Below are 13340 nucleotides of genomic sequence, written 5' to 3' on the forward strand. Positions count from 1 at the left end.
ACGAACGGGAAGAACCTGTAAACCCTATTTTCCCAATCCTTCCGGATGGGCGCCGATTAGGTCCATCGTGCGCACCAGTTCGGCGGTGATGCCGGGCTCGGACAAGGCATGGCCAGCACGGCCGATCAGGTTGAGCCGCGCGCGCGGCCAGGCTGACGCCAAGGCATCGGCCGAGGCGGGCGGGCAAATCATGTCATAGCGGCCCTGCACGATAGTGCCGGGGATATGCGCGATGCGCGCCATGTTGCGCAGGATTTGCTGGTCCGGGCTGAGAAAGCCCATGTTCTGGAAATAGTGATTTTCAAGCCGGGCAAAGGCACGGGCGTAATCCGCAGGGCTTTCGCCGGTTACGCCGTCATTCTCGATGGAGGCCAGCGCGTTTTCCCATGACGTCCAGGCCCGGGCGAATCGCGTTTCCTGAATCAGGTCGCCCGAGAACAGGCGCCGATGATAGGCACCAATCAGATCGTGGCGTTCGTCCTCGGGGATGATATCGGCGAAGCGGCGCCAAAGGTCGGGCCAGAACCGTGCGGCACCGCCGCCGTAAAACCAGTCCAGTTCGCCCTGCGTCATCAGGAACACGCCGCGCAGCACCAACGCCAGCACCGCCGGAGGATGAGCCTGCGCATAGATCAGTGCCAGCGTCGCACCCCAACTGCCACCGAAGACGATCCAGCGGTCAATGCCCATCCGCACGCGAATGGCTTCGATATCCTGCACCAGATGCCATGTCGTGTTGGCCTCGATGCTGGCATGGGGACGTGAGCGCCCGCAGCCACGCTGATCGAACAGGATGATGCGGTAGATCGCCGGATCGAAGTAGCGGCGCATCGCCGGGCTGCAGCCGCCGCCGGGCCCGCCGTGCAACACCACAACCGGCAAGCCGTCTGGCCTTCCGCATTGTTCGACATAGATGCGATGCCCGTCACCCACGTCCAGCATGCGCTGGTCAAACGGGTCGATCGGAGGGTAGAGGTGCGCCGATGCGCGCTTTTGCACAGAGACCTTGTCCATGACGGACCTATATAACGTCGCATCGACCGAGACCATGATCTGCCGCAAAAGGGGGACCGCATGACCGCCAACACCACGATCGACCCTGCCGAGATCGCCAAGTTCGAGGCGATGGCGGCCGAATGGTGGGACCTTGAGGGCAAGTTCAAGCCGCTCCACATGCTCAATCCCTGCCGGCTGGACTACATCACCGGCCAGATCGCGGGCGAGTTCGGGCGGGACTTGTCCGCCGAGAAGCCGTTCGACGGGCTGCGCCTGCTGGATATCGGCTGTGGCGGCGGCCTGCTGTGCGAACCCATGGCCCGGCTGGGGGCAACGGTGGTGGGCGCCGACGCCGCACCGCGCAACATTCCGGTAGCCCAGCTTCACGCCGAACAATCGGGGCTTGAGATCGACTATCGCGTGACGACGGCCGAGGACATGGCCGCCAAGGGCGAGAAATTCGACGTGGTCCTGAACATGGAAGTGGTCGAGCACGTGTCCGACCCGCTGGCCTACCTGACCGCCTGTCATGACCTGCTGAACACCGGCGGGCTGCACATCTGCTCGACCATCAACCGCAACCCGAAAAGCTATGTCATGGCCATCTTCGGCGCCGAGGTGGTGATGCGCTGGCTGCCAAAGGGCACCCATGACTGGGCCAAGTTCATCACGCCGGACGAGCTTTATGATCTGCTGCGCCGCGCGGGGCTGGACCCGGTCGACCGTAAGGGGATGCAGTTCAATCCGCTGGGCTGGAACTGGCGCCTCTCTTCGCGCGATCTGTCGGTGAACTACGTCACCGCCAGTATCCGGCGCGACTAGGCCCTAATCCTCGCTCAGCCGTTGGCGCAGCTCGCGCAACAACGGCAGAGTGCTGCGCACCTTCTCGGCCCCGACCTTGGCCACGACGTCGGCGATCAGCGGGGTGATGGCGGCCAGCCCGGCATCGCGCGCGGCCAGCCCTGCAGGGCTGATCGACACCATCTTGCGCCGGGCGTCTTCCCAGTCGGGGCGAACGTGGATCCATCCCGCCCATTCCAGCTTGCCCAAGGTGTTGGTCATGGCGCCGCGTGTCAGGTGAAACGCCTTGGCCAGCTGCGCGGGCGAACGTTCGCCGCCGACATGCGCCAGCAGGTTCAGCACCGCGAAATGCGACAACTCCATGCCTTTGGGCAGCACTCGCGCCACGTTGCTGCGCGCCAGCTGCTCGACCATGAGGATCTCGCTGAAAAGTGTCACTGCAAGGCTGTTGCCAGGATCGTTCATCTGGGTCCTTCGAAGGGGCGGTCATGCTGAAGGGCGGGAATGCGCGCCCTTGCTTCTGCCACCTTGGCACGGTCCAGATCAACGTAAACGATGCCGGGTGCTGTTCCCGCATCGGCCAGAACTTCGCCCCAGGGCGCCACGGCCATGGCGTGCCCATACGTCGTGCGCTGGCGGCCATGTGCGCTGGGGTGGGTGCCTGTTTGCGCCGCGGCAAGAACGTAGCACCCCGTCTCGATCGCGCGGGCGCGCAGCAGCGGTTCCCAATGCGCGGCACCGGTCACCGGCGTAAAGGCAGACGGGATCAGCAGCACCTCGGCCCCGGCATGGGCCAGCGCGCGGTAGAGATAGGCAAAGCGCAGGTCGTAACAGACGCTGAGGCCGATCCGGGCAAAGGGCGTATCGGCCACGACGGCCCGCGCACCGGGCCGGAAGGCCGCCGATTCGCGGAACGTCTCGGTGGCGCTGACCTGCACGTCGAACATGTGGATCTTGTCGTAGCGCGCGACGATGCCGCCATCGGGCCCGATCAGGAAAGACCGGTTGGCGAACCGCCCATCCGGATCGCCGGACTTGAGCGCGAGCGAACCGATCGACAGCCACAGGCCCAGCTCGCGCGCGCTCGCGCGCAGACTCGCCAGCGTCGAATCGTCCTCCTCGGTCAGCAGGACATCAGCCTGAAGCGCACGGTCCAACGAAACGAAATTCGTCACTTCGGGCGTCAGGACAAAACCGGCGCCGGCCGCCTTCGCTTCGGCCAGCATCTCGCGCACCATGGCAAGGTTCGCTGCCGGCTCCTCGCCCGACGTGATCTGAAGCAGGGCGGCCCTCACGCCGACAAAAGCGCGTCCAGCCGGCCCGCATCCTCCAGCGCATAGATGTCGTCGCAACCGCCGACATGCGTGCCGTTGATGAAGATCTGCGGCACGGTGCGGCGGCCACCCGCGCGCTGCACCATTTCAGGACGGCGGTCGGGGTTGGCAGCAACGTTGACCTCGTCAAAGCTGGCACCTTTGGCGTTCAGCAGGCGCTTGGCGGCGTGACAATAGCCGCAAGTAGGGGTGGTATAGATCTCGATCCGGGCCATCGCGGCTCTCCTTGGGTAACAAAACCCAATCTAGGTATCTTTGCACACGCGGGCCAGTGTCAGAACGCATACCTCCGTTGCACCTGCCGCCTGTGCCGCTTCAGCCGCGGCGGCAAGCGTCGCGCCCGATGTCATCACGTCATCGATCAGCAACACCGGGCGGCCCGCTGCCTGTACGCCCCGCTTGGGATGTGGGTAGATCGCGGCATCGAGCATGGCAAAACGTGCATCGCGCCCCAGCCCCTCCAGCAGATGGGTGCGTCGGCTTCTGACCAGCAGATCGGGCATCACCTCCATCCGGGTTACCCCGCCCACAACCCGCGCCAGAAGGGCGGCCTGATTGAATCGGCGGCGCAACAGCCTTGTCCAATGCAGGGGCACCGGCACCACCAACATGTCATCGCGCAGAAGCGGCCCGGACGCCTGCGCCATCCATCGGCCTGCGGCCTGCGCAAGGTCGGTCCGGTCGCCATGCTTGAGCGCAAGAACCAGCCGCCGTGCCGTGCCCTCGTAGCGTAGGGCCGCCCGGCCGTGCGCCCATGGCCGGGGCGTGGCAAGGCAATCGTCGCAATGCACCGCCAGGCCGTCGTCGTGGCCCGGCAAGGGCGCGCCACAGCAGTCGCAAACCAGCCCGCTGATAAAGGGCGTTTCGCGCCAACAGGCACCGCAAAGGCCGAAATCCTCTGTCGTCAGCGCAGCACACCCGACGCATTGCGGCGGATAGAGCGCGCGGACCACCGTTTGCATTCGCATCTTTTCCCCCTAGAAGCGGGCCATGACCCAGCCACCGCGCCTTGCCGATCCGTCGGCCCTTGCCCGCAACCGTGCCCGCGCCGCCCGCGCGCCCGCGCTGGTGCTGCAAGAGGCCGTGGCCGATGAAGTTCAGGAAAGACTGCACGAGGTTAACAGATCCTTTACGGCACCTGCGGTCGTGACCCCATGGCCCGATCTGTGGGCCGGGCGCCTTGCGGGCGCGCGCTGCGTTCAAGACACCGAGGTTCTTGATCTGCAACCGGGGGCGCATGACCTGGTGCTGCACATGCTGGCGCTGCATTGGGCGGCCGATCCGGTGGGACAGCTGGTGCAGGCGCGTCACGCGCTGCGGCCCGACGGCCTGATGATCGCCACGCTTTTCGGTGGCCAGACGCTGGCCGAGTTGCGGGCCTGCCTTGCCGAGGCAGAGGCGCGGGTAACCGGCGGCCTGTCGCCCCGCGTCGCCCCGATGGCCGAGGTACGCGATGCCGGCGCGCTGCTGCAACGGGCCGGTTTCGCCCTGCCGGTGGCCGATTCAACCCGCTATCGCCTCAGCTATCCTGATGCCTTGGCCCTGATGCACGACCTGCGTGCGATGGGCGAGGGCAACGCGCTGGACGGGCGCTTGCGCCACCCCACGCGCCGCGCCGTGCTGCTGGCGGCGGCAGAACTTTACGCCGACCGTTTCGCCGAAGCCGACGGGCGGATCATCGCGACCTTCGACGTTATCACCCTGACCGGCTGGGCACCCGCACCCGACCAACCGCAGCCGCTACGCCCCGGATCAGCCGCGCAGCGGCTGGCCGATGCCTTGGGCGCGGTCGAACATCCCTTGCCTCGCAACGGCGAATGACCCCGCAATTGACCCGGGCACATTTCCGTTTATCTGACCCGTCGACGCCCAAAGGAATAGGCAGATGACCATGTTCGACGCCAAGACCGATCCGGCCATGCCACGCACCGCCTCGCGCCCCGATCATGCTCCGGCTGATCACCCGGCGGTGAAGCCTGCGAAAATCGGCATTCTTCTGGCCAACCTCGGCACACCGGACGCGACCGATTACTGGTCGATGCGCCGCTACCTGGGCGAATTCCTGTCGGACCGGCGTGTCGTCGATTACTCGCCCTGGCTTTGGCAGCCGCTGCTGCAACTTGTCATCCTGTCGAAACGGCCGTTCTCATCCGGCGCAAACTATCGGTCCATCTGGAATACCGAGAAGGATGAAAGCCCGCTGATGACGATCACCAAGGACCAGACCGCTGCCATCAAGGTGCAGATGGAGGCGCAGTACGGCGACAAGGTGATGGTCGATTTCTGCATGCGTTACGGCAACCCTTCGACCAAGGCGAAGGTGCGCGAGATGGTCGAGGCGGGGTGCACCCGCATCCTGTTCTTCCCGCTTTATCCGCACTACGCCGGCGCCACGTCGGCCACCGCGAACGACCAGTTCTTTCGCGCGCTGATGGAAGAAAAGTGGCAGCCCGTCGCACGCGTCGTGCCGCCCTATTTCGAGGATCCATCCTATATCGACGCGCTGGCGCAGTCGATCGAACGGACCTACGCCGCGGCCGAGGAAAAGCCGCAGATGCTGGTCTGTTCCTATCACGGCGTGCCGGAACGCTACCTGCGCGAGGGCGACCCCTACCACTGCCAGTGCCAGAAGACGACGCGTCTTCTGCGCGAGCGGCTGGGCTGGGACAAGACGCAGATCACCACGACGTTCCAGTCGCGTTTCGGCCCCGAGGAATGGCTGAAACCCTACACCGTGGAAGAAGTCGCGCGGCTAGCCGAGAAGGGGATCACCAACATCGCCGTCTGCGCGCCCGCATTTTCTGCCGACTGCATCGAGACGCTGGAAGAGATCAACGAGGAAATCCGCGAAAGCTTTGAGCACGCGGGGGGCAAGACCTTTACCTATATCCCCTGCCTCAACGATGACGCCGCGCATATCGACGCGCTTTGCGGCGTGATCGATACCAACCTCGCCGGCTGGATCTGACGCGCCCGGAAAAGGAAAGGGGCGGAGGTTTCCCTCCGCCCCGTCACTGTCCGTCGTTTATTCTTGTCGAACGATCAGTTCGCGGTCGACGACTTGTTCGACGCAAGCACGAGCAGCGCGATCAGGATCAGCGGGATGATGATGGCGGCCGACGAGGACGAAGCCTTGGTCTCCTGCACGATCGGGGTCGGGGCCATTTCCATCACGGGGGCAGCCATGCCACCGGCGAAAGCGGACGACGCAGCACCGGCGAAAGCGGTGGCGAGAGCGATTTTCTTCATGTTCAGTTCTCCGTTTTACCTGCCGCCTTTTTGGTGAGGATGGCCGCAGGCTGCTGATGACACCTCATGGATGCCCCTCTAACCTCAAAATCCGAAATCATGCAAAGGTTTGATGGGCCTCCTTGCAATGTTGCCGCGACGATGTCGTCAAATTAGCAACACCTGCGTACCAACCGAGGCAAGCCCGAAAAGTTCGGTGATATGCTCATTGTAGAGGCCGATGCAGCCGTTCGAAGACCGGCGTCCGATCTTGCGCGTGTCCTGTGTGCCGTGAATGCGGTAATATTGCCATCCGAGGTACAGCGCGAGCGGGCCCAGCGGGTTTGTCGGATCGCCGCCGGGGATGAAGGCGGGCCATTCGGGATTGCGCTCTCGCATCGACGGGGTCGGACGCCAGGGCGGGGCGACAACCTTTTCCACGACCTCTGTCCGGCCCTTGCGCGTCAGGTCATCGGTCAGCGGCACGCTGGTCGGGTAAAGCTTGTAGATCGAGGCATCCTCGTTCCAGAAATGCAGCGCGCGGGACTGGATGTCACACAGGATCGCCCCCTTGCGCAGGCTGCTGAAGTAGGGCTGCCAGTCAAGCGCCCGGAAACTCGAGATATTGTGGCGGATCGTCTGCGAAATGTCGCTCTCGATCTCGGTCGAGTTTCCGGTCGAGCTGCCGGTCTGCGCAAAGGCGGCCTGACCCGCAACAGCAGCGGCACCGGCGACGAAAAGGCGGCGGCTGACCCCGCCGGCATGGCTTTTTGTCATTGGATCAATCTCCGTTCTGCCCGTGAATGCCCGTTCTTTTGGTCTGGTTTACGAAGATCATCGCAGGCCTGCAAATCAAACCTTGTCCTTCTCGGCGATGTGCCGCCCAGACGGGCCGCGCGACAGGTTTGAATTGGCAGGAACGACCGGCTAGAAACGACCAAAAGCTGAGGCAGGTGATTTCATGGACAGACGAGTGGTTATTGCGGGGCTGGCCCTCTTGCCGCTGGCGGCCTGCGGCGCGCCCCCTGCGCCGCCGATGGGCACCGACGGCAAGCCACTGCCAAAGCTCTACCGCATCGATCCCGCGCAAGATGGCGCGATCTCCTACCGCGTGCTGGATGGCATCAACGCCTTGCGGCAGGCCCGCGGTTTGCAACCGATGAGCTTCAGCGCCGAGCTGAACGCTGCTGCTGCGACCCACTCGCGCGACATGTCGGTACAGAACCGACCGTGGCACTTTGGGTCGGACGGATCGTCGCCGCTCGATCGGGCCAAGCGCGTGGGCTATACGGGCAAGTTCCTGGGCGAGGATATATCCGAGACCTATGAGACCGAAACCGAAACGCTTGCCGCGTGGATGGAGCAGGCCGACACCCGTGATGTCATCCTTGACCCGCGCGCGACGCAGCTTGGCTTTGCCTGGTTCCAGGAGGCCAGCGGCAAGATCTGGTGGACGCTGGTGACGGGGACGGGCGGCGCCTGAGCGCCTAGGGATCGATAAAGATCGGCGTTCCGTCACGCACCATGCTGTAGATTTCCTCAATCTGGCTGTTGGTGACGGCGATGCAACCATAGGTCCAGTCGCCCGTGCCCAGTTTGCCGTCCGGGGTGCCGTGGATAAAGATGTCGCCGCCCGGTGGTTTGCCCAGCGCGCGGGCGCGGGCCACGTCGGCGGAATTCGGATAAGAGATTCCCAGCGACAGGTGATAGGCACTGTTGGGGTTATGCGTCCAGATCCGGTAGGCGCCCTCGGGCGTGCGTCCGTCTAGTTCCACCCGTTTGGGGCCTTCAGGCGCGAAACCCAGCGCGATGGGATAGCTGCGCAGAACGTCGTTGCCATTCAGCAGGTACAGCTTTCGCGCAGCTTTGTGCACCACGATGCTGGTGACAGCAGGCCCGGTATAGGGGCCCGTAGGCTGTCTTGAACAGCCTGCCAGCCCAAGCGCCAGCACGATTGCCAGTAAAACCCGTGTCACGTTCCGTCCTGCCCGCTCCGGCCTGTCGCCGCTTTTGACGCACTTTAGCCGATCGGGCCCTATCGCGCCAGAAGATGTCGCTTCCCGCTGTCACGGGCGGATGAAATCCGCCACCACTTCGACATGTGCTGACCATCGGAACTGGTCGACCACCCGGATCCAGTCAAGACGGAACCCTGCCGCGACCAGCCGCGCGGCGTCGCGTCCGAACGTGACCGGGTTGCAGGAAACCATCGCAACACGGGCGACCCGGCTTGCAGCAATCCGGTCCACCTGCGCCTCGGCCCCGGCGCGGGGCGGATCAAGGACCACGGAATCGAACCTGTCCAACTCGTCGGGTTCCAACGGGCGTCGGAACAGGTCGCGCGTCTCGGTCGTCACCCGCTTCAATCCCGGCGTTTCGCGCCACCCCCTGTCGAGCGCAGCCAGCATATCGGCCTGCGATTCGACCGCGTGCACCTCTGACCGGCCAGCCAGCGGCAGGGCGAAGGTGCCGCACCCGGCAAAAAGGTCGGCCACCCGCGCCGCGCCATCGGTGATCCGCAGCACCGCGTCGCGCAGCGCCGCCTCGCCCTCGGCCGTGGCCTGCAGGAAGGCGCCCGGCGGCGGAACGACCTGCGCCACGCCAAGGCGATGCGCGGGCGGTGCGCGCATCGCCAGCGGCTCGTCATTCCAGATAAGCCGGGCAAGGCGGTGCTTTTCGGCAAGAGCGGGAAGGGCCTGCCGCAATTGCGGTGTAAGCTCGCGGTCAATGCCGATCATCACGTCCAGCCCGCCCAAGCTTTCGGTGACGGTCAGCGCCACCTCGCCCTTGCGCGAGGCGACCAGCGCGGTGATCTCCTCCAGCGCGGGCAGCCCGGACATCAGAGCGGGGGTCAGCAGCAGGCAATCGGGCACCGCCACCACCTGGTCCGACGCCCGGCCGTGAAACCCTACGATCACACCCTTTTTCGTGCGCCGGCCCGCCAGTTTTGCCCGTCGACGGGACCGCGGCGGCGAAGTATCGATCGCTTCGATCGGCGCATCCAGCCCATGGGCATGCAACGCGCGCGTCACGATCCCCACCTTCCAGTCGGCCACGAAGGCATCGGTGGCATGTTGCATCGCGCAGCCACCGCAAGATTTGTAATGGCGGCAAGGCGGCGCGACCCGGGTTGGCGACGGCTGCAGGATGCGCGCGGCGCCATCTGGCCCAATCTCCACCTCTTCGCCCGGCAGGACGCGTGGGACCAGTTGGCCATCCTCCGCCCGGCCAAGGCCCAGATGTGTCAGTCCCGTGATCCGCATCGGTTACTCGGCAACCGCCGGGATGTTCATGAACCCGCCCGACTGCAGACCCCAATAACGCGCATACAGCCCGCCGCGCGAAAGCAGGTCGGAATGGTTGCCCTGTTCAACGATGCGGCCCTGATCAAGCACGATGATCCGGTCCATGCTGGAAATCGTCGACAGCCGGTGCGCGATGGCCAGCACCGTCTTGCCTTCCATCGCCACTTCCAGCGCAGCCTGGATCGATGCCTCAACCTCGCTGTCCAGCGCGCTGGTCGCTTCGTCGAGGATCAGGATCGGCGCGTCCTTCAGCATGGCACGAGCCAGCGCGATGCGTTGGCGCTGGCCACCCGACAGCTTCACGCCACGCTCGCCAAGATGCGCGGCATAGCCATTGCGCCCCTTGTGATCGCGCAGTTCAAGGATGAATTCATGTGCCTCGGCCTTGCGTGCGGCCTCGAACACCTCTTCGTCTGTCGCATCAGGTCGGCCGTAGCGGATATTGTCCATGGCCGAACGATTGAACATGGCCGTTTCCTGCGTGACCATGCCGATCTGGCGTCGCAGGCTTTCCTGCGTCACTTCGCGCACGTCCTGCCCACCAACCAGAACCGCGCCTTCTTCGGCATCATAGAGCCTGAGAAGCAGCGCCACGAGCGTGGATTTCCCCGCACCCGATGCGCCGACAAGGCCAACCTTCTCGCCCGCGTGAATGGTCAGGTCGACGTCGCGGATACCGCCGCTTTCACGGCCATAGGTGAAGGTGACGTGATCGTAGCGGATCTCGCGCGCGGGGCGGATATCCACTGCGCCGGGACGGTCGGCCAGCTGGTAGGGCGGGGTGAGGGTGTGGATGGCATCCTCGACCTCGCCCACGTTGGAATACATCGTCATCAGCGTGAAGCTGACCCAGCCGGTCATTTGCGCCAGCCGCAACGAGATCTGGCCGCTGGCGGCGATGTCGCCGGCGGTCGCCTGCCCGCGGGACCAGAACCACAACGTCGCGCCCACCAGCAGGACCGGCAGGATGCCCGCCAACGCCATCAGCCAGAACCGGAACCCGGCCGAGGCCCAGCCAAACGAAAGTGAATCGTCGCGGAAGCGGGACATCGCACGGATCGCTGCCTTGTCCTCATGCTCGGCATGGGCAAACAGCTTGACCGTCTTGATGTTGGTGATCGTGTCCACGACCTGGCCAGTCACCACCGCGCGGCTCGCCGCACGGTCTTTCGAGGTTGCGCGGATCGTCGGCATGTAGACCCTGATAAGGGTCATGTAGGCCAGAACCCAGAACGCCAGAACCAATGCCGACCAGCCGTCGATCGTGGCCAACAGCCCTACCGAGGCGACAAGCGAGGCAAGCGCGAAGAACACCGTCTGGATCATATCGACCGACAGATCAGTGATCGCGCGCGCAGCCTGCATCTGCTTCTGCGCGATACGCCCGGCAAAGTCGTTGTCGAAGAACGTCACCGCCTGACCCAGCGTGTAGCGGTGCAGCCGCGACAGCACGAGGTTGAACACGCTTGGCGCGATGATGACCGATTGCATCAGTCCCGACAGGCCCAGAATGGCCGGACGAAAGAGGATGAAGAATCCGACCACCGCCAGCAACAGCGCCATGTTGGCGGAAAAGAACTGATCCGGCGGGGCGCCCAGCGCGGCGTCGATCACCCGGCCGAGAATCAACGCGGCCAACACCTCCGACACGCCGGCCAGCGTCGAGACCAGCCCACCTGCCAGCGTCACCCCAAAGCTGCCGCGTAGCGACCAGCGCAGGAACGGAAAGAAGCTGCGCGGCGGTGCGCCTTCGGCTGGCGATAGCGGGTCGATCAGGTTGTCGATCTTCATTCCGCAGCCTCCACGGCATCGTCTTCGTGCAGGAAGCCGCCGGATTGCCGCTCCCAGAACCGGGCATATAGGCCGCCTTTCGCCAGAAGCACGTCATGCGGCCCGTCTTCGACGATGCGGCCCTGATCCATCACCACGATCCGGTCCATCCGGGCGATGGTCGACAGGCGGTGGGCGATAGCGATCACTGTCTTGCCCTCCATCATGCCGTAAAGCGTTGTCTGGATCGCCGCCTCGACCTCGCTGTCCAGCGCGCTTGTCGCCTCGTCGAGGAGCAGGATCGGCGCGTCCTTGAGGATGACCCGCGCCAGTGAAATCCGTTGCCGCTGTCCGCCGGACAGCTTCACGCCACGCTCGCCCACCTGCGCATCATAGCCGCGGTTGCCGTGATTGTCCTCGAGCCCGAGGATGAAATCATGCGCTTCGGCCTTCCTGGCGGCGGCGATCATCTCGTCCTCGGTCGCCTCGGGGCGGCCATAAAGGATGTTGTCGCGAACCGAACGATGCAGCAGCGCGCTGTCCTGCTGGACCATGCCGATCGACCGGCGCAGGCTGTCCTGCGTCACCGTGGCAATGTCCTGACCGTCGATCAGGATCTGACCACCCTCGGCATCGTAAAACCGCAGAATAAGCTTTACCAGTGTCGATTTTCCGGCGCCAGAACGGCCCACAAGTCCCACCTTTTCGCCAGGCGCAATGGTCAGGTCGATCGCCTGTAGCCCGCCGCCGGACTTGCCGTAATGATGTGTCAGCCCCCGCATCTCGATGGCGCCGGGGCCCCGCTGCAGGTCAGGCGCACCCGGCGCGTCCAGCAGGGTGATGGGCTGCGCGATGGTCTGCATCCCCTCGGCCACAACGCCGAGGTTGCGGAAGAAGTTCGACACCGCCCACATGATCCAGCCTGACATGGCGTTCAGCCGCAGCGTCAGCGCGGTGGCCGTCGCAACAACGCCGACAGTGGCCAGATCATCGAACCACAGCCAGATCGCCCAGCCGACGACACCGACGATCAGCACGCCGTTGAGAAAGACCAGTGCCGTATCCATCAGCGTGAACAGTCGCATCTCCTTGAAGAAGGTGACGCGGGCATTCTCGATCACTTCCTTGCCATAGGCGACCTCGCGGTCATGATGGGCGAACATCTTGACCGCGTGAATGTTGGTGTAACTATCGACGACACGACCCGTCACGGCGCTGCGCGCATTCGATGCCGCCTCGGACGCTGGGCCGATCCTCAACACGGTCCAGCGCATCAGAAACGCGTAGGGCACGATCCAGAGGGCCATCGGCACCAGAAGGCGTAGATCGGCATCGGCCAGCAACACTGCGGCACCGACGATGTAGGCCAGCGCGAAGGTGATCGCGTCGAACAGCTGGAACACCACCTCACCCGCGGCGGGTGGTGCCTGCATGATGCGGTTGGCGATGCGCCCGGCAAAGTCGTTCTCGAACCAGCCGACGGACTGGCGCAAGACGTGCCGGTGAGCCCGCCACCGCAGGATGGTGCCGAAGTTGGGCACGATGGTATTGTTCAAAAGCGCAACCTGCACCGCTTGCAGGACCGGCCGCAGGACAAGGATGAAGATCGCCACGCCGACCAGTTCCCACAGGTAACCGCCCTGCACCTGTGCAGGCGTCTGGTGGCTGAGGATGTCGACGACGCGGCCCATGTAGGAGATCAGCCAGATCTCCACCGCCGCCACGATGACCGACATGATCCCGGTGACCCAGAACACCTTGTGAAACGGCTGCGCGAATTCGCGCAGGAACGGCAGCAGCCGCCGCGGTGGCGCGTCGTTCTCGACATAGGGGCCGTAGGGATCAACGAGCGTTTCGAAAAACTTGAACATGGGGTGCTCCGAAAGGGGCAATTGGCAATATGGAT

15 protein-coding genes are annotated in these 13340 nt (G+C 64.5%); 4 read left to right on the plus strand and 11 right to left on the minus strand.

Annotation, left to right across the window (positions count from 1 at the left end; translation table 11 throughout):
* Positions 1–24 precede the first annotated feature (24 nt).
* Positions 25–1014: a prolyl aminopeptidase gene (pip, locus tag GC146_RS08245; protein ID WP_291836963.1), complete on the minus strand. Its 990-nt coding sequence runs from the start codon at positions 1012–1014 to the stop codon at positions 25–27.
* A 60-nt stretch (positions 1015–1074) separates the two neighbouring features.
* On the opposite strand from pip, the gene ubiG reads away from it, so the two are divergent.
* On the plus strand, positions 1075–1818 hold the full coding sequence (gene ubiG, locus GC146_RS08250; protein ID WP_291836965.1) for a bifunctional 2-polyprenyl-6-hydroxyphenol methylase/3-demethylubiquinol 3-O-methyltransferase UbiG: 744 nt from the start codon (positions 1075–1077) through the stop codon (positions 1816–1818).
* Between the two features lie 3 nt (positions 1819–1821).
* Here the strand turns inward: ubiG and GC146_RS08255 are convergent, their stop codons facing one another.
* The 4 genes from GC146_RS08255 to GC146_RS08270 are packed head-to-tail and all read right to left on the minus strand — an operon-like array spanning position 1822 to position 4099.
* A complete protein-coding gene (locus GC146_RS08255; protein ID WP_291836967.1) occupies positions 1822–2262 on the minus strand; it encodes a MarR family transcriptional regulator in 441 nt (146 codons plus the stop codon).
* Positions 2259–3092 (minus strand): carbon-nitrogen hydrolase family protein, encoded by an 834-nt coding sequence (locus GC146_RS08260; RefSeq protein ID WP_291836969.1) that lies wholly within the window; start codon positions 3090–3092, stop codon positions 2259–2261. The genes GC146_RS08255 and GC146_RS08260 overlap by 4 nt, the downstream gene beginning before the upstream one ends.
* Positions 3089–3346, minus strand: a complete 258-nt coding sequence (grxC, locus tag GC146_RS08265; protein WP_291836972.1) for a glutaredoxin 3 — start codon at positions 3344–3346, stop codon at positions 3089–3091. The genes GC146_RS08260 and grxC overlap by 4 nt, the downstream gene beginning before the upstream one ends.
* 30 nt (positions 3347–3376) lie before the next feature.
* Positions 3377–4099 (minus strand): ComF family protein, encoded by a 723-nt coding sequence (locus GC146_RS08270; protein WP_291836974.1) that lies wholly within the window; start codon positions 4097–4099, stop codon positions 3377–3379.
* Positions 4100–4121: 22 nt separating this feature from the next.
* On the opposite strand from GC146_RS08270, the gene GC146_RS08275 reads away from it, so the two are divergent.
* Positions 4122–4952, plus strand: a complete 831-nt coding sequence (locus tag GC146_RS08275; protein WP_291836976.1) for an SAM-dependent methyltransferase — start codon at positions 4122–4124, stop codon at positions 4950–4952.
* 64 nt (positions 4953–5016) lie between these two features.
* Positions 5017–6099 carry a ferrochelatase gene (gene hemH / locus GC146_RS08280; RefSeq protein ID WP_291836978.1) on the plus strand — a complete coding sequence of 361 codons (1083 nt, stop codon included), beginning with the start codon at positions 5017–5019 and terminating at the stop codon, positions 6097–6099.
* Between the two features lie 74 nt (positions 6100–6173).
* On the opposite strand, the gene GC146_RS08285 is transcribed toward hemH, so the two are convergent.
* Positions 6174–6380 (minus strand): hypothetical protein, encoded by a 207-nt coding sequence (locus GC146_RS08285; protein WP_291836980.1) that lies wholly within the window; start codon positions 6378–6380, stop codon positions 6174–6176.
* 147 nt (positions 6381–6527) lie between these two features.
* Positions 6528–7136, minus strand: coding sequence for a L,D-transpeptidase (locus tag GC146_RS08290; RefSeq protein ID WP_291836983.1), 609 nt, complete (start codon positions 7134–7136; stop codon positions 6528–6530).
* Between the two features lie 184 nt (positions 7137–7320).
* Here GC146_RS08290 and GC146_RS08295 point away from each other — a divergent pair, with 184 nt between their 5' ends.
* On the plus strand, positions 7321–7842 hold the full coding sequence (locus GC146_RS08295; protein ID WP_291836985.1) for a CAP domain-containing protein: 522 nt from the start codon (positions 7321–7323) through the stop codon (positions 7840–7842).
* 4 nt (positions 7843–7846) lie between these two features.
* Here GC146_RS08295 and GC146_RS08300 read toward each other — a convergent pair whose 3' ends face one another.
* The 4 genes from GC146_RS08300 to GC146_RS08315 all read right to left on the minus strand — a co-directional run bounded on the left by GC146_RS08300 (position 7847) and on the right by GC146_RS08315 (position 13305).
* Positions 7847–8335: a L,D-transpeptidase family protein gene (locus GC146_RS08300; RefSeq protein WP_291836987.1), complete on the minus strand. Its 489-nt coding sequence runs from the start codon at positions 8333–8335 to the stop codon at positions 7847–7849.
* A 90-nt stretch (positions 8336–8425) separates the two neighbouring features.
* Positions 8426–9622, minus strand: a complete 1197-nt coding sequence (locus GC146_RS08305) for a class I SAM-dependent RNA methyltransferase (protein WP_291836989.1) — start codon at positions 9620–9622, stop codon at positions 8426–8428.
* 3 nt (positions 9623–9625) lie between these two features.
* Entirely contained in the window at positions 9626–11455 is a 1830-nt protein-coding gene (locus GC146_RS08310) for an ABC transporter ATP-binding protein (protein ID WP_291836991.1), read from the minus strand.
* Positions 11452–13305, minus strand: a complete 1854-nt coding sequence (locus GC146_RS08315) for an ABC transporter ATP-binding protein (RefSeq protein ID WP_291836993.1) — start codon at positions 13303–13305, stop codon at positions 11452–11454. The genes GC146_RS08310 and GC146_RS08315 overlap by 4 nt, the downstream gene beginning before the upstream one ends.
* Positions 13306–13340 lie beyond the last annotated feature (35 nt).

The organism is Limimaricola sp. (assembly GCF_016125575.1).
GTDB lineage: Bacteria > Pseudomonadota > Alphaproteobacteria > Rhodobacterales > Rhodobacteraceae > WGLM01.